Consider the following 17,774-nt stretch of genomic DNA (forward strand, 5'->3'; position numbering starts at 1 on the left):
TCCGATGACCGAGTCCCTGCGCCCGCGTCGCACCCTGCTGCATCACCGCGCCGGCGGAGCCTGGGTCTGGGCGCTGTTCGCGGCGCTGGCGGCCTTGCCGCCGCTGCTGCAGGCGGTGGGCCTGGAGTTCTACACGGTCGTCGCCACACGCGTGCTGATCTTCGCGATCGCCGCCGCGAGCCTGAACCTGATCCTCGGCTTCGGCGGCCTGGTGAGCTTCGGCCATGCGGCCTTCGTCGGCATCGGCGCGTACACCGTGGGCGTGCTCGCGGACGCGGGCGTGGCGTCGGCGTGGGTCTCGTGGCCGGCGGCGATGCTCGTGTCCGGCGCGGCGGCGGCCGTCATCGGCGCCATCAGCCTGCGCACGCGCGGCGTCTACTTCATCATGATCACGCTGGCCTTCGCGCAGATGTTCCATTACCTGGCCGTCTCGCTGAAGGCCTACGGCGGCGACGACGGCCTGCCGGTGCCGGCGCGGTCCGCGTTGAACGGGCTGCCGGTGAACCTGGCCGACGACGCGTCCTTCTACTGGGTCGCGCTGGTGCTGTTCGCGCTGGTCTTCGCGGGATTGCGGCGGCTGGTGAACTCGCCGCTGGGCTGGCTGCTGCAGGCCGCGCGCGAGAACGAGACCCGCGTCGCCGCGACCGGCGGCCGCGTCTTCGCGGTGCAGTGGACGGCCTTCGTCGTCGCGGGCGCGATCGCGGGCCTCGCCGGCGCGCTGCTGGCCAATCTCAACGGCCTGGTCTCGCCGCACCTGATGCACTGGTCGCAGTCGGGACAGCTGATGGTGATGGTGATCCTGGGCGGCGCCGGCGCCTTGTGGGGCGGACCGGTCGGCGCGGCGGTGTTCCTGCTGCTGGAGGAACTGCTCTCCGGCGTGACCATCCACTGGCAGTTCGCGCTCGGGGCGATCCTGCTCGCCGTGGTGCTGTTCGCACCGCGCGGATTGGCGGACCTCTTCGATCGCTTCGGTGTGAAGAGGGCGGATGCCAAGGGAGCTGCGAATGCGTGAGGTCGCGACTGTCTCCTTGCCAGCGGCGTTGCCTGAGCTGTCGCTGCTCCAGGTCCATCGCCTGGTGAAGCGCTTCGGCGCGCTGACCGCGACCGACGAAGCGGGCTTTGATGTCCGCGCCGGCGAGACCCACGCGCTCATCGGCCCGAACGGCGCCGGCAAGACGACGCTGATCCACCAGATCTCCGGCGCGCTGGCGCCTGACGGCGGCGGGATCTTCTTCGACGGCGAGGACGTGACCGCGTTGTCGATGCCGCGCCGCGTGCAGGAGGGCCTGGTGCGTTCCTTCCAGATCACCAGCATCTACAAGCGCTTCACGGTGCTGGACAACGTCGTGCTGGCGGTGCTCGCGCGGCGGCCGAAGGCGCCGCCGTGGTGGCGCACTGCGCGCGCGGATGAGGCGGCGTATGCCGACGCGGAGGCGATGCTGACGCTCGTCGGGCTCGCGCCGATGGCCGACCGCGTCGCGGGCAGCCTGGCCCACGGCGAACAGCGCCAGCTGGAACTCGCCCTTGCGCTGGCCGCGCGCCCACGCCTGCTGCTGCTGGACGAGCCGATGGCCGGCATGGGGCCGGACGAATCCGCGCGGATGGTGGAACTGTTGTCCGCCCTGAAGGCGCAACACCTGACCCTGCTCCTGGTCGAGCACGACATGGACGCCGTGTTCAAACTTGCCGACCGGGTCTCGGTGCTGGTGAGCGGGCGCGTCATCGCGACCGGCACGCCCGACGAGATCCGCAACGATGCTGCGGTCAAGCAGGCCTACCTCGGCGACGAGGCGACGGAGGAGTCTGCATGAGCGACGCGCTGCTCGAGATCGACGGCCTGCGAGCCGGTTACGGCGACAGCCAGGTGCTGTTCGGCCTGGACCTGAGCATCGCCCCGGGCGAGGTCGCGACGCTGCTGGGCCGCAACGGCATGGGCAAGAGCACGACGCTGCGCTGCCTGACCGGCTGGCTGGCGCCCAGCGGCGGTCGCATCCGTTTCGCCGGCGAGGACGTCACCGGCTGGCGCGCCGACCGCATCGCGCGACTGGGGCTGGCGATCGTGCCCGAGGGCCGGCAGATCTTCCCCAACCTCAGCGTGCTTGAACACTTGAAGGCCTTCGAGGCCAACCGCTGCCGCGCGACGGAACCGTGGACGGTCGATCGCGTCTTCGCGCTCTTCCCGCGGCTGAAGGAGCGCGCCGCCAACATGGGTCAACAGCTCTCCGGCGGCGAGCAGCAGATGCTCGCCATCGGCCGCGCGCTGGTGACCAATCCGCGGCTGCTGGTGCTGGACGAAGCCACCGAGGGCCTCGCGCCGCTGATCCGCGAGGACATCTGGCGCTGCCTGGACACGCTGCGGCAGGCCGGGCAGACGATCCTGGTGGTCGACAAGTACGTGAAGCGGCTGATCCGTCTGGCGGACCGGCACAGCATCCTGGAGCGCGGGCAGGTCGTGTGGCGCGGGGACTCGGCGGCGCTCGCGGCCGATCACGGGCTGTGGCATCGGCATCTGGGCGTCTGAGTGGAGAAGGAACGACATGACGAGGAGGACGACATGACGGCAGCTTTCGAGCGCGAGGTATTGATCCGCTTCGGGCACTGCGACCCGGCGGGCATCGTGTTCTTCCCGCGTTACTTCGAGATGCTCAACGCCTTCGTCGAGGACTGGTTCAACGAGGGGCTGAGCGTGCCGTATGCGGAGCTGCTCGGCCCGCGCCGCGTCGGCCTGCCGACGGTGCAGCTGCAGACCAACTTCGAGCGCATCAGCCGCCAGGGTGAGCGGCTGACGCAGCGGCTGTGGATCGAGCGCGTGGGGCGCAGCTCGCTGTCGCTGCGCGTGAGCTTCGACGGCGCGGACGGCCCGCGCGTGAGCTTCGGCCAGGTGCTGGTGTGCACCTCGCTGGAGACGCACCAGTCGCAACCTTTCCCCGAGGACGTCCGCGCCGCGCTGGTGCGGGCGGTCCAGCAGCAGCAATCCCATCAATCGTCAGAGCAGTAGAGGAGTCAAGACGATGAACGACAACAACGAGAAGACGAGCACGGGCACCGGCGCCGGCAGGAACGCCGGCACGAGCGCCGCCAAACGCGTGCTCCAACCCGCGGGCTGGGCGGCGCCGCGCGGCTATGCGAACGGCGTCGCTGCGAGCGGCACGCTGGTGAGCGTGGCCGGCCAGATCGGCTGGAACGGCCAATGCCAGTTCGAGAGCGACGACTTCATCGACCAGTGCCGCCAGGCGCTGCGCAACATCAAGGCGGTGCTGGCCGAAGCCGGCGCCGAGCCGCGCCACATCGTGCGCATGACCTGGTATCTGCTCGACAAGCGCGAGTACGTCGCGCGCGGCCGCGAGGTAGGCCAGGCCTACCGCGAGGTGCTCGGCAGCGAGTACGGCATCGCCATGACCGCGGTGCAGGTCGCGGGTCTGATCGAGGATCGTGCGAAGGTCGAAATCGAGGTGACAGCGGTGGTGCCGGCACGGGACTAGGATCGGTTTGAACGCATTCAAGAACGGAAGAGACACATGAGCCACGCATCCAAGGCCGCGAAGGCCGCATTCCACTGGGACGATCCGCTGCTGCTGGACCAGCAGCTGACCGACGACGAACGGGCCGTGCGCGACGCGGCGGCGGCCTACTGCCAGGACCGTCTGGCGCCGCGCGTGCTGGAGGCCTTCCGGCACGAGAAGACCGACGTGGCGATCTTCCGCGAGATGGGCGAGCTGGGCCTGCTCGGTCCGACCATCCCGGAGGAGTACGGCGGCGCCGGCCTCAACTACGTCTGCTACGGCCTGGTCGCGCGCGAGGTGGAGCGGGTGGACAGCGGCTACCGCTCGATGATGAGCGTGCAGAGCTCGCTGGTGATGGTGCCGATCAATGAGTTCGGCAACGAGGCCACCAAGCGCAAGTACCTGCCCAGGCTGGCCAGCGGCGAGTGGATCGGCTGCTTCGGCCTGACGGAGCCGGACCACGGCTCGGACCCGGGCTCGATGGTGACGCGGGCGCGCAAGGTCGACGGCGGTTATGCGCTGACCGGCAGCAAGATGTGGATCACCAACAGCCCGATCGCCGACGTGTTCGTGGTCTGGGCCAAGGACGACGGCGGCCAGATCCGCGGCTTCGTGCTGGAGAAGGGCTGGAAGGGCCTGAGCGCGCCGGCCATCCACGGCAAGGTGGGCCTGAGAGCGTCGATCACCGGCGAGATCGTGATGGACGAGGTCTTCTGCCCGGAGGAGAACGCCTTCCCCGACGTGCGCGGCCTCAAGGGTCCGTTCACGTGCCTGAACAGCGCGCGCTACGGCATCGCGTGGGGCGCGCTGGGCGCGGCGGAATTCTGCTGGCACACGGCGCGGCAGTACACGATGGACCGCAAGCAATTCGGCAAGCCGCTGGCGGCCAACCAGCTGGTGCAGAAGAAGCTCGCGGACATGCAGACCGAGATCACGCTGGGCCTGCAAGGCTGCCTGCGGCTGGGTCGCATGAAGGACGAGGGCACGGCGTCGGTGGAGATCACGTCGATCATGAAGCGCAACAGCTGCGGCAAATCGCTGGAGATCGCGCGCACGGCGAGGGACATGCTGGGCGGCAACGGCATCAGCGACGAGTTCGGCATCGCCAGACACCTGGTCAACCTGGAGGTGGTCAACACCTACGAGGGCACGCATGACATCCATGCGCTGATCCTGGGGCGGGCGCAGACGGGGATCGCGGCGTTCTGAGACGTCAGTTTCCAGAGGAAGAGAAGGGCGCTGCGGCGCCCTTTTTCGTACCCAAATCATATGCAGAAAGTTGCAAAATTGCGTCTTTCTGCGTATGGATTGGGCGATCTGAAATCGTCAGAGGTGCCTGTTCATCGATGGTCTGAGCCAATGCGAGGCGAGCTTCATCAGACGCGATCGACGAGGACCTGAAGCGTCATGGCGACGATGTTCTGAAGCACGTGGGGAATGAGAAGGACCAGGAAGTGCACCGAGCGTCCCGAGTCTCTCCATCCCAGCCATGCCCACGCGAAGACGGTGAACGATGCGGCGGTGGACAGTCAAGATGAACGCTTCACGCGTTACTTGAGTCAACACCGCAAGGCATCCGACGATCTGTCCTGAATGCGACAGCGACCCAGGAAGTCCGGTAGCACGATCCGCCGCTGACCGGCCCCGTTCGAGGGTCCGGCGCGATCTGGAGACGCTCATGGACGACATCACCGCCCGCATCCCTTCGCTCAAGGGCCAGGTCAGCGACGCCGAATGGCAGCTGCGCGTGGACCTCGCCGCGTGCTACCGGCTGGTCGCGCGCTACGGCTGGAGCGACCTGATCTTCACGCACATCAGCGCGCGGCTGCCCGGCGACGCGCACGAGTTCCTGATCAATCCCTACGGCCTGATGTTCGACGAGATCACGGCCTCCAGCCTGATCAAGGTCGACGCGTCCGGCAACAAGCTGCAGGAGACGCCGTTCCCGGTGAACCAGGCCGGCTTCATCATTCATTCCGCGATCCACGCCGCCCGGCCCGACGTGGGCTGCGTGCTGCACACCCACACGCGCGCCGGCGTGGCCGTGTCGGCGCAGAAGGGCGGCGTGCTGCCGATCTCGCAGCAGTCGACCTTCGTGCTGGCCTCGCTCGCGTACCACGACTACGAGGGGGTGGCGATCCGCCCCGACGAGCAGCCGCGACTGCAGAACGACCTCGGCGACAAGATCTTCTACTGCCTGCGCAACCACGGGCTGCTGACCGTCGGCAAGTCGATCGCGGACGCCTTCCTGTCGATGTACACCTTCGAGAGCGCCTGCCAGATCCAGATCGCGGCGCAGGCCGGCGGCGTCGAGCTGACGCCCGTCCACGACGCGATCATCCGCGGCACCGCCGAGGCCATGCGCGTGCAGACCGGCGGCCTCGGCGGGGCCTTCGTGTGGCCCACGCTGCTGCGGCAGGCGCAGCGGCAGTGCCCCGGCTTCGACGTCTGAAGACGGACGGACATCCGTTCGGAACGGGCGCGATCAGGGCTTGATCGTCGCGAGCAGCGCGATCGCGACGACGCCGACGATGGCGATGACCGGTGCCTGGCGGATCCAGCCCGGCGCAGGGCGCTCGCTCTGCTCGAGGTGTCGGCGCAACGTCGCCGACAGCACCCCGTGCAAGCCCGACAGCACCACCACGATCGGCAGCTTCGCGTTCAGCCAGAGCGCGCCGAACCAGCCGCCCCAGCTCGCGAGTGCGATGCCCAGGGCCCAGACGGCCAGCATCGCCGGCGTGGTCACGCGCCGGTCCCAGTGCAGGATGGCCGTGCCGAGGCGTTTCTCGTGGGGCAGCAGGACCGAGTCCTTGACGGACCGCAGCGCGGCCGTCGTGACACCCAGCAGCACCAATCCGCCCACCCAGGTCAGCACGGCCGCGAGGTGCAGCCCCTTGAGCCACAGGTACATCACCGCGCGGCCTCGCGACCCAGCGCGAACCAGCTGTAGAGGCCGCCGAGCGGGATGACGGCCGCGATGAGCAGTCGCCATGCGGTCGCGCCGTCGACGGCGCGCTCCGTCGCGGCCTGCGCAAGCTGCCAGCAGAAGACGAGGAAGGCCATCCCGTGTACCGGACCCATCACGGACACCGCGATCGGCAGACCCGCCAGGTGCTTCAGCGGCACTGCGACCAGCACAAGCGCCAGCAGCGTGAAGGCCTCCAGCAGACACAGACGTCGGAGCACGGAGAGGCGCGGGTGGGCGTTCGGGCGAGGCGGATGAGAACGGTACGAATGAGGCAACTGGCACTCCGTTAGGTCCGTGAAGAACAGGAGGATTCTTCCCATCGGACGCCATCGATGAAAGTGGCTGAATCGACGGCCTTCGACTGTTTTCAGCCAGCTGCGTGGAGAATGACGGATCGCCCACGCCTGGCGTCTCACGCCTCGCGCCTTCCGCCCGGAGTTCTTTCCCATGCCCGCCTCACGATCCCCTCGCTCGTCGCTCCGAACTCCCTCTCCCGCATCGCGGGAGATGGCGGGGGGTGAGGGCCAACCCCAGGTGGCCGTGCTCGCTCTGCCCGGCGTGGTGCCGTTCGACCTGACGATCGCCGGCGAGGTCTTCGGCCGCGTCGTGCTGGACGACGGACGCAAGGGCTACACCGTTACCGTCTGCGGCGAGCACGACGAGATCGACGTCGGCGGCTTCACGATCGGTGTGAAGCGCCGCCTCGCGACGCTCAGGCACGCGCACACCATCGTCGTGCCGGGCATCGAGTCGCCCGCAACGCCGATCAGTCCGGCCGTGAAGCACGCGCTCGTGGCGGCGCACGCGCGCGGCGCGCGGATCGCATCGATCTGCACGGGCGCGTTCGTGCTCGCGCAGGCCGGGCTGCTCGACGGCCTGCGCGCGACGACGCACTGGGCTGCCGCGCCCTTGATGGCGCGGCACCATCCCGAGGTCGACCTCGATCCCGCAGTGCTCTTCGTCGACAACGGACGGATCCTCACCTCGGCCGGCGCGGCCGCCGGCATCGACCTCTGCCTGCACATGGTGCGCAACGACTACGGCACCGCCGTCGCGGCCCGCATGGCGCGCCTGTCCGTCGTGCCGCTGCAGCGCGAAGGCGGCCAGGCGCAGTTCATCCAGCCCGCCGACCTCCCGCCGGATCGCGACCTGCAGCCGGTCATCGCCTGGGCGCTGCGGCAGTTGCACCGTCCGATCTCGATGAGCGAACTGGCGGGCAAAGGCTGCGTCAGCCCGCGCACGCTCCACCGGCGCTTCCAGGAGCAGCTCGGCCTCGCGCCGGTGCAATGGCTGATCCAGGCGCGGGTGCGCCGTGCGCAGGAGCTGCTCGAGACCGGCTCCTCGAGCATCGAGCAGATCGTCGAGGCCGTCGGCCTCGGATCGGCCGCGAATTTCCGGAACCAGTTCCATCGCATCGCCGGCGTCAGTCCGAGTGCCTATCGCAAGAATTTCGGAGCACGCGACGCGCGCCGAGGTCCCCGGACACCTTAACGGCCGCACAACGCTCACCCCAGGCGGCCGCGCTACATTCCGCGGTTTTCCGCCTGCACCTTCTACCTGTACCTTCTGCCGTGACCCTTCGCCGACACCACTTCCTCCGCCTGGCCGCCGCCGCGGCCGCCGTCATCCTGGCCGGTTGCACGATGACCCACGCGACCGGTCGCAAGAACGACGACCGGGAGCCCGCCGCCCGCAAGCTGGCCGTCGTTTTCGTCGCCGGACATTTCGGCGGCGCCAACCTCGCCACCATCAAGGGCGAGGGCGACACGACAGCGTTGCTGCCTCACCTCGCGGAGCGGATCCCGCTGGTCTTCCAGAACAACGGCGTGCCGACGCGCACGCTGGGCTACGTGGAGACGCCGGAGCAGGTCTTCGAGCGCTACACGCTGCAGCCGGGCGAGCAGTTCCTCGTGCTGGCGCCCAACCGCGCGACGGTGTGGAACGGCAAGACGCTGTCGTTCAAGGCGCAGACCTTGATCGAGCCGCAGCCCAAGGGCCCGACCTGGACCGGCGAGGTCAAGCTGATTGCGCATACCTTCGTCACCTTCGATGCGAAGACGGCCGACGGCTTCGCGCTCAAGCTGCTGGAGCAGTTGCGCACGGACAAGGTCGCGCGCGTGAAGGCCGGGCCCTTGAATGCGCCGTGAGCCGCCATTCATGCGCTGAGGCCTGCGCGAGCGCCGGGAGGCGGGCGGCGATCCATTCCCTGTGGGAACGAATGAATGATCCGGACCGACATGCCGGTCCCCTGGCCCCGGCCTAGGATGGGGCGACCCCGGCGCACGACCGGGGCCTCACAGGAGACAAGATGATTCGCAGATCCCTGATCGCGGCGGGCTCGGCAGCGCTGGCGGCGGCGCTGCTGCCGGCGAGCGCCTTCGCGCAGACCTACCCGGACCGCCCCGTGCGGCTGATCGTGCCCTACGCGCCCGGCGGCAGCGCCGACATCGTCGCGCGACTGATCTCGGACGAATGGGGCAAGGCGCTCGGCAAGCCCCTGGTGGTCGAGAACAAGGCGGGCGCGGGCGGCAACGTCGGCGTGGCCGAGGTCGCGAAGTCCGCCGGCGACGGCTACACCATCGGCCTGCAGACGGTCTCGCTCGCGATCAATCCGGCGCTGACGCCGAAGATGCCCTACGACACGCTCAAGGACCTGGCGCCCATCGGCATGGTCGCGAGCTCGCAGCACGTGCTCGTCGTCAACGAGCAGGTGCCGGCGAAGACGGTCAAGGAGCTGGTCGCGCTGGCCAAAAGCAAGCCGGGCAAGCTCTCCTACGCGTCGGCCGGCACGGGCAGCACCTTCCACATGTCGGCGGAGCTGTTCAAGGCGGTGGCGGGCGTGAGCATCGTGCACATCCCGTATCGCGGCGGCGGTCCCGCGCTGAGCGACACGATAGGCGGGCAGGTCGAGATGTCCTTCCCGGTGCTGTCCGCGGCGCAAGGCCATGTGGCGTCCGGCAAGCTGCGCGCGCTGGGCGTGACCGGCCCGAAGCGTTCACCGCTGATGCCGGACGTGCCGACCATCGCCGAGGCCGGCGTTCCCGGCTACGCCTTCGAGACCTGGTTCATGGTCTTCGCGCCGGCCAGCACGCCGCGGCCCGTGATCGACAAGCTGAACGCGACGCTGCACGCGGTGCTCACGGCGCAGACGGTCAAGGATCGGATGGCCAAGGAAGGTTTCGAGGCCACGCCGTCGACGGCGGCGCAGGCGCGCGCACGGCTGGAGAAGGAACTGCCGCAGTGGGCGAAGCTGGTGAAGGAGCGGGGGATCACGGCGGATTGATCCTGCCGCAGGGGATAGCCACGGCAGGCGCGGCCCTGGCACGAGTGCCAGGTCTTGCGCGGTCAGAGCCAGACGCGCGGTCTCCGGCCGAGGCTCGCATCGACGAGCAGCTTGTGCGTCTTCTTGTCGATCGCCTCCGGCGGCACGTGCGCGAGCACGAGTCTCGCGAACTCCGGCAGGCCGGTGAGGGTGGACGACACCCGGGCCTTGTTGCTCGCGTCGTCCGTGAGCACGAACCACTTCATCGTCGGCGAGAAGCGCACGAGCCGCACGTCGGCCCAGCGCATCGTGCCGCGGCCGCCGAAGCGGCGGCCGAAGTCGATGGCCTCGTCCGACAGGTGATGCCGGGCGAAGAAGTAGTCGGCCACCATGGGCAAGGCCATCAGCCCGAGCCCGACGAAGCAGAGCGTGGTGCCGAACGTGGCCGCGGGATGCTGGCCGGTGGTGAACGACACGGCGGCGAGCCAGAAAAAGAACGCCGCGCTGATCGTGCCGATCACGAGCGAGCTCATCGGGTGGCGCAGTGGGATCGACGTCGGCGGGGTTTGTTCCATGGGACTGGCATGCAGCGCTGTGAGTCGCGGGCGCCGAGTATCTACGCGGCCACCTTCGGCCGGACCAGCGGCTGGGCGTTGAGGAACAGCACCAGTCCGCGCACGGTGGTGGTGTCCTTGTAGAACGGATTGGAAGCCCAGTCGTCCAGCGACCGGCACGCGCGATTCGCGACGGTCGGGGCCACGCTCAAGTCGAGGTCCTCGGGATCGATGTGGAGGTCGGCGACCATCCGGTCGTCGGCGCGGACGGGAAAACCGGTCAGGCCGAAGGCGCCTTCCATCTCGCTCTGAAGCTCGTCGTAGACCGCTCGCACGATCCACGGATCGACCGCGCGGAGATCGAAGTCGCGCGAGAACTCGCAGATCGACTGGCCGGCGCGGGCGGCCGCCAAGGCGCGTACTGCTTCCTCCGTCTGTTTGAACCGCGGAAGGCCCCATCCGTAGTGCCATAGGGCAGACGCTCCCGCGAAGGCGATGGTCGCGCCGAGGACTGGGATGGGCGCTTGAACCAGCGCCTTCAGAAACCACCCCGCGATGGCCAGGAGCATGGCGCCCAATGCCGCCATTGCGACGACCCGCCGCCAGCCGGAAAGCGGCTGGTGATGGGACTTCGACATTCGGCGGGAGGGGATGCGCATCGGGGGATTCTCTGCGATGGAGATGCAGGGGCGCGTCGTCCGGTCAGTCCGCGTTCGCTGATGCCGTCAAGCGGGCCGGAGGCCCGATGCGAGCAAGCGCCCACGCGGCGTACGCCTCTGCGGCAATGCGTGCAGCGGCATCGACATGGGATTGAGGATTCCCCTTTGCAATCAAACGGCGGTAACGATCTTCCGAAATGGCCCCATGGGTGGCGACCGAGTGGACCAGGTTGACCATGTCATTGTTATTCATGTCCACCCTGCGATTGACCTCACGGTAGATCCCATCGAAGAGCCTCTCGTAGTCGGCTTCCTCGTCCAGTGCTGGCGTGGATTCAGTTGGGTTCATGTTGTGCGCTGAGCTGATTTTGGAAGCCGGCATCGTTCCTAAATTTGAATCGTTGGTCTCTGCGAAAAGTCAAAGACGGAGCGAATCAAACTTCAGAGGGAAATGCCTTTGGAAGCGGGGGACTCGCGCTTCAGTTCGACCTCAGTCTTTCGTCTCCACACACCCCAGCATCGCCGCCACCAGCGTCGCCCCCTGCCGCTCCCGCAGGCAGTAGAGATACTCACGCACCAGCGGCATGTCCTGCGCGAAGGGCAGGGCGAGGAGGTCCGGGTGCCGCCCGGTCTCGTGCGCCGCGAAGATGCTCAAGCCGAGCCCTCGCACCACCGCCTCGCGCAGCGCCTCCCGGCTGGCGATCTCCATCTGCGCCTTCGGGCGCACCCCCGCCGCGTCCAGTGCCTGCTCGGCCAGCGCGCGCGTCATCGAGCCGCGCTCACGCACCAGCAGCGTCTCCTCCGCCAGCGCCGTCAGCGGCACCGTCGCACGGCGCGCCAGCGCATGGCCGCGCGGCAGCAGCAGCACCAGCGGATCGGCGCCCAGCTCGACACGGTGCAGCCGCGCGTCGTCCACCAGGTGGCTGGAGGTCGCCAGGTCCACCTCGTAGGCCAGCAGCGCATCCACCATCTGCCGTGAATTGCCCGCCGCGATGCTCAGCTCCACCCGCGGGTGCCGCGTCCTGAAGCGCTGCGCCAGCGTCAGCGTGTAGTACGGCGCCGTCGCGCCCAGCCGCAGCGTGCCGCCGCGCAGCTCGGCCGAGTCGCGCAACGCGAACTCGATGTCCAGCTCCTGCTGCAGCAGCGCGTCCACCTGCGGCATCAGCCGCCGGCCCGCGTCGCTCAGGCTCAGCCGCCCGCCGCCCCGGTGGAAGAGCTCCACCCCGTACTGCTCCTCCAGCGCGCGGATCTGCGTCGTCACCGTCGGCTGGGACAGGCCCAGCTGCCTGGCCGCGCCGGTGATGGACCCCAGCCGCGCCACGGCGAAGAAGGCCTTCAGCTGGTTCACGAGCACTGCGGGCCTCCCCGATCTCCGGCGTCTCCGGCCTCTGCGGAACCTCCCGAATCGTCCGGATCGCTCGAATCCCCCAAAACGGCCAATACCGGTTTCCGGGAACTTGGGGCGTTTGACGCGTCAATGACATATGCCATTCCTACAGTGTCCCCCATCCCTCCCATCGACCTCCCCGCTGGAGCGCCCATGCCGATCACCTCCCTGTCGACCACCCGGTCGTCCCCCCTGTCCACCGTCCTCCACGCCGCCGCGGCGCTGGCCCTGGCGGCGATCGCCGCATTCACCAGTCCCGAGGTCCGCGCCCAGGGGACCCAGGGCGCCCAGGGCAAGACCGAGCTGCTCGTCTACAGCGCCCTCGAGGCCGACCAGATCAAGGCCTACAAGACCGCCTTCGAGCAGGACCATCCCGCCATCGAGCTCAAGTTCGTCCGCGAGTCCACCGGCATCGTCACCGCCCGGCTGCTGGCCGAGAAGGCCAACCCGCAGGCCGACGTCGTCTGGGGCCTGGCCGCCACGTCGCTGATGCTGCTGGACAAGGAAGGCATGCTCGCCGCCTACGCGCCCAAGGGCCTGGAGCAGGTCCGCGCGACGATGCGCGACCCGCGTCCGCAGCCGACCTGGGTCGGGATGGACCTGTGGTCGTCGGCCGTGTGCTTCAACACCGCCGAGGCCGCGAAGCACAACCTGCCCAAGCCCACGTCCTGGGCCGACCTCACGCAGCCGGTCTACAAGGGCCTGCTGACGATGCCGCATCCGGCCTCCAGCGGCACCGGCTACCTGATGGTCTCCGCCTGGCTGCAGATGATGGGCGAGACCAAGGGCTGGGCCTTCATGGACGCGCTCCACCAGAACATGGGCGTCTACACGCACAGCGGCTCCAAGCCCTGCCGCCAGGCCGGCGCCGGCGAGTTCCCGGTCGGCCTGTCCTTCGAGTACCGCGCCAACAAGACCAAGAAGGAAGGCGCGCCCATCGACATCGTCTTCCCGAAGGAAGGCCTGGGCTGGGACGTCGAGGCCACCGCCGTCATGAAGACGACCAGGAAGCTGGACGCCGCCAGGGCGCTGGCCGACTGGTCCGTGACGCGCAAGGCCAATGAGCTCTATGCGAAGAACTTCGCCGTGCTGGCGCTGCCCACGGTGCAGGAGCAGCTGGAGTTCGTGCCGTCCGACCTCGACAAGCTGCTGGCGAAGAACGACTTCAACTGGGCCGCCGCGAACCGCGACCGCATCCTCGCCGAGTGGTCGCGCCGCTACGAGGCCAAGGCCGAGAAGAAGTAATCGCAAAGAAGTCATCCGGACCTCCCCATGCTGCATCTGCGCCAGATCACCAAGCGCTTCGGCCTGCAGTCGGTGCTGCAAGGCATCGACCTCGACCTCGCGCAGGGCGAGTTCGTGTCGCTGCTGGGACCGTCGGGCTGCGGCAAGACGACGCTGCTGCGCGTCGTCTGCGGCATCGAGACGCCCGAGGCCGGCCAGGTGCTGATGCACGGCCTGGACATCACCGCCTGGCCCGCGTCGCAGCGGCGTTTCGGCGTGGTGTTCCAGTCGTATGCGCTGTTCCCCAACATGACCGCGCGCGAGAACGTCCGCTACGGCCTGAACGAGCGGCCCCGGCGCGAGGCCGCCGCCCGCGCCGACGAGATGCTCGCGCTGGTGGGGCTGCTGGAGCAGGCCGGCAAGTTCCCCGCGCAGCTGTCCGGCGGCCAGCAGCAGCGGGTGGCGCTGGCCCGCGCGCTGGCGCCGGGACCGAAGCTGCTGCTGCTCGACGAGCCGCTGTCGGCGCTGGACGCGCAGGTCCGCCAGGAACTGCGCACCGAGATCCGCGCGCTGCAGCAGCGGCTGGGCATCACGACGCTGATGGTCACGCACGACCAGGACGAGGCGCTGGCGATGTCGGACCGCGTGGTGCTGCTCGCCAAGGGACAGATCGCGCAGCAGGGCGCGCCGCGGCAGCTCTACGAGCAGCCGGCGAGCGCGCTGGTGGCCGGCTTCGTCGGCCGGATGAACTGGATGGACGGGCAGGTGGTGGCGGAGGGACGCGTGCGGGTCGGGACCACGCTGCTGGACTGCGACAGCCGCGTCTACAAGACCGGCAGCCTCGTGCGCGTGGGCATCCGGCCGGAGGCGATCCGCCTGATCGACGGGGAGGGCGCGATGATCCGCGCCCGCATCGAGACGCTGCAGTTCCACGGCGCGGTCACGCAGGTGCTCTTGCGCTGCGAGGCGCTGGGCGCCGGTGCCGGAACCGGCGCGGGCGTCGGCGGCGCGCTGATGCTCGAGATCCCCAGCGGCGAGGCCGCCGGCCTCAGCGAAGGCGAGATGCGCGGCCTGCGATTGCCGGCCCAGGCGCTCCAGCTCTTCGATGCGCCGCTGTCGATGCGGAGAGCCGCGTGAGCCTGGTCTTCGATCCGTCGGCGCGGGCGCCCGAGCTGCCGCGGCCGCGCCCGCAACGCCGGAATGTCGAGGCCTGGGTGCTGCGCGCGCTGCTGGCGGCGGGGCTCGTCGCGCTGACGGTGATCATCCTCCTGCCCCTGGTGTCCCTGCTCGCGCAGAGCGTGCTCGACGGACAGGGGCGCTTCGTCGGCGCCTCGCATTTCATCGCGTACTTCTCGACCGGCCGATGGAGCGCGCTGTGGAACAGCGTGGCGCTGTCGGCCGTCTCGGCCGTCGTCTGCGTCGCACTGGCCTACGGCTATGCCTGGGCGCTGACGCACACCGCGCTGCCGGCCAAGGGCCTGTGGCGCGCGCTGGCGCTGCTGCCGCTGCTCGCGCCGTCGCTGCTGGCGGCCATCGGCCTGGTCTACGCCTTCGGCAACCAGGGCCTGCTGAAGGCGACGATGCAGGCGCTGGGCATCGCCAGCATCTACGGGCCGGCCGGCATCGTGCTGGGCTCGGTGCTGTGGACTTTCCCGCACGCGATGCTGATCCTCGTCACCACGCTGTCCAGCAGCGACGCGCGGACGATCGAGGCCGCGCGCTGTCTCGGCGCGAACGGCTGGCGCGTGTTCCGCACGGTGACGCTGCCGGCCAGCCGCTACGGGCTGCTGATCTCGCTGGTGGTGGTGTTCGTGCTGGTGCTGACCGACTTCGGCGTGCCCAAGGTCGTCGGCGGGCAGACCGCGATGCTGGCCACCGACATCTACAAGGAAGTCGTCGGCCAGCAGCGCCTGGACCGCGGCGCCGTGGTCGCGCTCCTGCTGCTGCTGCCGGCGCTGGGCGCCTTCGTGCTGGAGCAGCGGCTGCGTGCGCGGCAGCGCGCGGTGCTGAGCCTGCGCGCCGTCCCGCATGTGCCGTCGCCGAGCGCGGGACGCGACCTCGCCGCGCTGCTGTACTGCGCGCTGATCGCGACCGCGCTGGTCGGCGTCTTCGGCATCGCGGTCTACGCGTCGTTCGCGCAGTACTGGCCGTACCAGCTCGCGCCGACGCTGTCCCACTACCAGTTCGACATGAGCGACGGCGGCGGCTGGGCGAGCTACGGGAACTCGCTGCGTCTGGCCGTGTGGACCGCGCTGGCCGGCACGGGCCTGAGCTTCGTGCTGGCCTGGCTCGTGGACAAACCGCGGGGCTTCGTCGCCGCGCGCGGCGTGCTCAACGCGCTGGCGACGCTGCCGATGGCGGTGCCAGGTCTTGCGCTGGGCCTGGGCTACATCCTGTTCTTCAACGCGCCGTGGAATCCGCTGCGCGGCTGGTATGGCGGACTGGGTCTGCTGGTGCTGTGCACGGTGGCGCATTACTACTCGGTGGCGCATCTGACGCAGTTGGGCGCGCTGCGGCAACTCGACCCCGAATACGAACGTGTCGCCGAGTCGCTCGGCCTGCCGTTCTGGACGCACCTGCGCCGCGTGCACCTGCCCATCGCGATCCCGACGCTGGTGCAGGTGGCGGGCTACTTCTTCGTCAGCGCATTGACGACGGTGTCGGCGGTGGTGTTCCTGTACTCGCCGGATACGACGCTGGCCGCGATCGCGGTGCTGGCGATGGACGACGCCGGGGATACCGCGCCGGCGGCCGCGATGGCGACGCTGCTGTTCGTGACGGCGGCCGCCGGACGCGGCGTCATCGGACTCGTCGGCCACGTCCTCATTCAACGGACCCAGCGCTGGCGCGCGAGATGAGCGCCAGCGGCTCCTTTCTTACTCCCTCTCCCGCTTGCGGGAGAGGGCAGGGGTGAGGGCCAGCAGACTCGGCAGTCAAAGGGCTTCCTTACTTCCGCCGCCGCTGACCCTCACCCCCACCCTCTCCCGCAAGCGGGAGAGGGAGTAACGAGCACCGAGCTTCGTTCATTCGAGGCGTCTTCATTCGATTGGTTGTCTCATGACTCATGACCTTCTGGTGGTCGGCGCCGGCATCGTCGGCCTGGCTCACGCGTGGGCCGGCGCGAAGCGCGGCTGGCGCGTCGTCGTCGTCGAACGCGACGCGGCCTGCATCGGCGCGTCGATCCGCAACTTCGGCTTCGTCACCGTGACCGGCCAGCAGCGCGGCGCGCACTGGCGCCGGGCGCGGCGCTCGCGTGATCTGTGGGCCGAGCTCGCGCCCCAGGCCGGCCTGCGCATCGAGCACGCCGGCCTGCTGCTGGCCACGCGCTGCGAGGAATCGGAAGCGCTGCTCGATGCCTTCCTCGCCACCGAGATGGGCGAGGGCTGCGAGTGGCTGAGCGCCGCTGGCGCAATCGATCGCCAACCCGGTCTGCGCGCTGACGGCGCGCATGGCGACAGCTCGCACGGCGACGCCTTGCGCAGCGACGCCTTGCGTGGCGCCCTGTACAGCCCGCACGAACTCCGCGTCGAATCGCGCGACGCGATCCCGCGCATCGCCGCCTGGCTCGCCGAGCAGCACGGCGTCGAGTTCCGCTTCGGCGAATCGGTGCTCGAGGTCGAGGCCCCGCACGTGCGCACCTCCCGCGCGAACTACCGCGCCGAGCGCGTCGCCGTGTGCTCGGGCGCGGAGCTGCACGGCCTCTTCGCCGACCGCTGGACGCCGCATGCCTTGTCGCTGTGCCAGCTGCAGATGCTGCGCGTGCGACCGCCGTCGGGCTGGCGTCTGAACGCCGCGCTGATGGCCGACCTGAGCCTGGTCCGCTACGAGGGCTACGCCGCGCTGCCCGAGGCGCAGCCGCTGTTGCGGCGCCTGTCGGCGGAGCGGCACGACGCGCTGGCCCACGGCATCCACCTGATCGCGGTGCAGAGCGCCGACGGCACGCTGGTCGTCGGCGATTCGCACCACTACGGTCCGGTGCTGCCGCCTTTCGCGAGCGAGACGGTGGACCGCTTGATCCTCGATGAGTTGCACCGCCAGCTGGCGCTGCCTTCGCTGGAAGTGGTCGAGCGCTGGACCGGCGTCTATCCGGTCAGCGCCGCGGCGCCGTGCCTCGTCGAAGCGCCGGATGAGCGCACGCGACTCGTGATGGTCACCAGCGGCACGGGCGCCAGCACCGCGTTCGGCCTGGCCGAGGAAGTGCTGGCCGGATGGTGAGC

General features: G+C 69.4%; 20 protein-coding genes. 14 read left to right on the forward strand and 6 right to left on the reverse strand.

Annotation, left to right across the window (positions count from 1 at the left end):
* Nucleotides 1-4 precede the first annotated feature (4 nt).
* The 7 genes from ABE85_RS02415 to ABE85_RS02445 all read left to right on the forward strand — a co-directional run bounded on the left by ABE85_RS02415 (nt 5) and on the right by ABE85_RS02445 (nt 5,955).
* The gene (locus ABE85_RS02415; protein WP_082938249.1) at nt 5-1,012 is read left to right on the forward strand and encodes a branched-chain amino acid ABC transporter permease; all 1,008 of its coding nucleotides are present in this window, start codon (nt 5-7) and stop codon (nt 1,010-1,012) included.
* The gene (locus ABE85_RS02420) at nt 1,005-1,811 is read left to right on the forward strand and encodes an ABC transporter ATP-binding protein (protein ID WP_067269752.1); all 807 of its coding nucleotides are present in this window, start codon (nt 1,005-1,007) and stop codon (nt 1,809-1,811) included. The genes ABE85_RS02415 and ABE85_RS02420 overlap by 8 nt, the downstream gene beginning before the upstream one ends.
* On the forward strand, nt 1,808-2,521 hold the full coding sequence (locus tag ABE85_RS02425; RefSeq protein ID WP_409072570.1) for an ABC transporter ATP-binding protein: 714 nt from the start codon (nt 1,808-1,810) through the stop codon (nt 2,519-2,521). Before ABE85_RS02420 ends, ABE85_RS02425 begins: the two co-directional genes overlap by 4 nt.
* Before the next feature lie 33 nt (nt 2,522-2,554).
* Nucleotides 2,555-2,998: a thioesterase family protein gene (locus ABE85_RS02430; protein ID WP_067281665.1), complete on the forward strand. Its 444-nt coding sequence runs from the start codon at nt 2,555-2,557 to the stop codon at nt 2,996-2,998.
* 13 nt (nt 2,999-3,011) lie between these two features.
* Nucleotides 3,012-3,482, forward strand: a complete 471-nt coding sequence (locus tag ABE85_RS02435) for a RidA family protein (RefSeq protein ID WP_082938250.1) — start codon at nt 3,012-3,014, stop codon at nt 3,480-3,482.
* A gap of 36 nt (nt 3,483-3,518) precedes the next feature.
* Nucleotides 3,519-4,712 carry an acyl-CoA dehydrogenase gene (locus ABE85_RS02440; RefSeq protein WP_067269753.1) on the forward strand — a complete coding sequence of 398 codons (1,194 nt, stop codon included), beginning with the start codon at nt 3,519-3,521 and terminating at the stop codon, nt 4,710-4,712.
* Between the two features lie 469 nt (nt 4,713-5,181).
* Nucleotides 5,182-5,955, forward strand: a complete 774-nt coding sequence (locus ABE85_RS02445; protein WP_067269754.1) for a class II aldolase/adducin family protein — start codon at nt 5,182-5,184, stop codon at nt 5,953-5,955.
* Nucleotides 5,956-5,988: 33 nt separating this feature from the next.
* Here ABE85_RS02445 and ABE85_RS02450 read toward each other — a convergent pair whose 3' ends face one another.
* A complete protein-coding gene (locus ABE85_RS02450; protein WP_197507178.1) occupies nt 5,989-6,414 on the reverse strand; it encodes a CopD family protein in 426 nt (141 codons plus the stop codon).
* A complete protein-coding gene (locus ABE85_RS02455; RefSeq protein ID WP_067269759.1) occupies nt 6,414-6,689 on the reverse strand; it encodes a DUF3817 domain-containing protein in 276 nt (91 codons plus the stop codon). Before ABE85_RS02455 ends, ABE85_RS02450 begins: the two co-directional genes overlap by 1 nt.
* Nucleotides 6,690-6,978: 289 nt before the next feature.
* On the opposite strand from ABE85_RS02455, the gene ABE85_RS02460 reads away from it, so the two are divergent.
* The 3 genes from ABE85_RS02460 (at nt 6,979) to ABE85_RS02470 (ending at nt 9,754) form a co-directional block, all read left to right on the forward strand.
* The gene (locus ABE85_RS02460; protein WP_067269762.1) at nt 6,979-7,962 is read left to right on the forward strand and encodes a GlxA family transcriptional regulator; all 984 of its coding nucleotides are present in this window, start codon (nt 6,979-6,981) and stop codon (nt 7,960-7,962) included.
* Between the two features lie 80 nt (nt 7,963-8,042).
* On the forward strand, nt 8,043-8,618 hold the full coding sequence (locus tag ABE85_RS02465) for a hypothetical protein (protein WP_067269764.1): 576 nt from the start codon (nt 8,043-8,045) through the stop codon (nt 8,616-8,618).
* A gap of 161 nt (nt 8,619-8,779) precedes the next feature.
* A complete protein-coding gene (locus ABE85_RS02470; RefSeq protein ID WP_067269767.1) occupies nt 8,780-9,754 on the forward strand; it encodes a tripartite tricarboxylate transporter substrate binding protein in 975 nt (324 codons plus the stop codon).
* Between the two features lie 62 nt (nt 9,755-9,816).
* Here ABE85_RS02470 and ABE85_RS02475 read toward each other — a convergent pair whose 3' ends face one another.
* The 4 genes from ABE85_RS02475 to ABE85_RS02490 form a co-directional block, all read right to left on the reverse strand.
* Nucleotides 9,817-10,308, reverse strand: coding sequence for a hypothetical protein (locus ABE85_RS02475; protein WP_157521872.1), 492 nt, complete (start codon nt 10,306-10,308; stop codon nt 9,817-9,819).
* 41 nt (nt 10,309-10,349) lie between these two features.
* On the reverse strand, nt 10,350-10,946 hold the full coding sequence (locus ABE85_RS27305; protein WP_157521874.1) for a hypothetical protein: 597 nt from the start codon (nt 10,944-10,946) through the stop codon (nt 10,350-10,352).
* 43 nt (nt 10,947-10,989) lie between these two features.
* Nucleotides 10,990-11,295, reverse strand: a complete 306-nt coding sequence (locus tag ABE85_RS02485; protein WP_067269775.1) for a hypothetical protein — start codon at nt 11,293-11,295, stop codon at nt 10,990-10,992.
* A 141-nt stretch (nt 11,296-11,436) separates the two neighbouring features.
* The gene (locus ABE85_RS02490) at nt 11,437-12,300 is read right to left on the reverse strand and encodes a LysR substrate-binding domain-containing protein (protein WP_067269778.1); all 864 of its coding nucleotides are present in this window, start codon (nt 12,298-12,300) and stop codon (nt 11,437-11,439) included.
* A gap of 186 nt (nt 12,301-12,486) precedes the next feature.
* Between ABE85_RS02490 and ABE85_RS02495 the strand changes: the two genes are divergently transcribed.
* The 4 genes from ABE85_RS02495 (at nt 12,487) to ABE85_RS02510 (ending at nt 17,772) form a co-directional block, all read left to right on the forward strand.
* Entirely contained in the window at nt 12,487-13,578 is a 1,092-nt protein-coding gene (locus ABE85_RS02495) for a putative 2-aminoethylphosphonate ABC transporter substrate-binding protein (RefSeq protein ID WP_082938252.1), read from the forward strand.
* 27 nt (nt 13,579-13,605) lie between these two features.
* Nucleotides 13,606-14,694: an ABC transporter ATP-binding protein gene (locus tag ABE85_RS02500; RefSeq protein WP_067269780.1), complete on the forward strand. Its 1,089-nt coding sequence runs from the start codon at nt 13,606-13,608 to the stop codon at nt 14,692-14,694.
* A complete protein-coding gene (locus tag ABE85_RS02505; RefSeq protein ID WP_082938253.1) occupies nt 14,691-16,415 on the forward strand; it encodes a putative 2-aminoethylphosphonate ABC transporter permease subunit in 1,725 nt (574 codons plus the stop codon). Before ABE85_RS02500 ends, ABE85_RS02505 begins: the two co-directional genes overlap by 4 nt.
* Before the next feature lie 199 nt (nt 16,416-16,614).
* On the forward strand, nt 16,615-17,772 hold the full coding sequence (locus ABE85_RS02510) for a TIGR03364 family FAD-dependent oxidoreductase (RefSeq protein WP_067269782.1): 1,158 nt from the start codon (nt 16,615-16,617) through the stop codon (nt 17,770-17,772).
* Nucleotides 17,773-17,774: the final 2 nt, after the last annotated feature.

The sequence above is a fragment of the Mitsuaria sp. 7 genome, assembly GCF_001653795.1.
Taxonomy (GTDB): Bacteria; Pseudomonadota; Gammaproteobacteria; order Burkholderiales; family Burkholderiaceae_C; genus Roseateles.

Excerpts from the sequence above, each read along its gene's own strand:
- ABE85_RS02415 (WP_082938249.1), top strand. The coding sequence starts at position 5 with ATGACCGAGTCCCTGCGCCCGCGTCGCACCCTGCTGCATCACCGCGCC.
- ABE85_RS02420 (WP_067269752.1), top strand. The coding sequence starts at position 1,005 with ATGCGTGAGGTCGCGACTGTCTCCTTGCCAGCGGCGTTGCCTGAGCTG.
- ABE85_RS02425 (WP_409072570.1), top strand. The coding sequence starts at position 1,808 with ATGAGCGACGCGCTGCTCGAGATCGACGGCCTGCGAGCCGGTTACGGC.
- ABE85_RS02430 (WP_067281665.1), top strand. The coding sequence starts at position 2,555 with ATGACGGCAGCTTTCGAGCGCGAGGTATTGATCCGCTTCGGGCACTGC.
- ABE85_RS02435 (WP_082938250.1), top strand. The coding sequence starts at position 3,012 with ATGAACGACAACAACGAGAAGACGAGCACGGGCACCGGCGCCGGCAGG.
- ABE85_RS02440 (WP_067269753.1), top strand. The coding sequence starts at position 3,519 with ATGAGCCACGCATCCAAGGCCGCGAAGGCCGCATTCCACTGGGACGAT.
- ABE85_RS02445 (WP_067269754.1), top strand. The coding sequence starts at position 5,182 with ATGGACGACATCACCGCCCGCATCCCTTCGCTCAAGGGCCAGGTCAGC.
- ABE85_RS02450 (WP_197507178.1), bottom strand. The coding sequence starts at position 6,414 with ATGTACCTGTGGCTCAAGGGGCTGCACCTCGCGGCCGTGCTGACCTGG.
- ABE85_RS02460 (WP_067269762.1), top strand. The coding sequence starts at position 6,979 with ATGGCGGGGGGTGAGGGCCAACCCCAGGTGGCCGTGCTCGCTCTGCCC.
- ABE85_RS02470 (WP_067269767.1), top strand. The coding sequence starts at position 8,780 with ATGATTCGCAGATCCCTGATCGCGGCGGGCTCGGCAGCGCTGGCGGCG.
- ABE85_RS02475 (WP_157521872.1), bottom strand. The coding sequence starts at position 10,308 with ATGGAACAAACCCCGCCGACGTCGATCCCACTGCGCCACCCGATGAGC.
- ABE85_RS27305 (WP_157521874.1), bottom strand. The coding sequence starts at position 10,946 with ATGCGCATCCCCTCCCGCCGAATGTCGAAGTCCCATCACCAGCCGCTT.
- ABE85_RS02485 (WP_067269775.1), bottom strand. The coding sequence starts at position 11,295 with ATGAACCCAACTGAATCCACGCCAGCACTGGACGAGGAAGCCGACTAC.
- ABE85_RS02495 (WP_082938252.1), top strand. The coding sequence starts at position 12,487 with ATGCCGATCACCTCCCTGTCGACCACCCGGTCGTCCCCCCTGTCCACC.
- ABE85_RS02500 (WP_067269780.1), top strand. The coding sequence starts at position 13,606 with ATGCTGCATCTGCGCCAGATCACCAAGCGCTTCGGCCTGCAGTCGGTG.
- ABE85_RS02510 (WP_067269782.1), top strand. The coding sequence starts at position 16,615 with ATGACTCATGACCTTCTGGTGGTCGGCGCCGGCATCGTCGGCCTGGCT.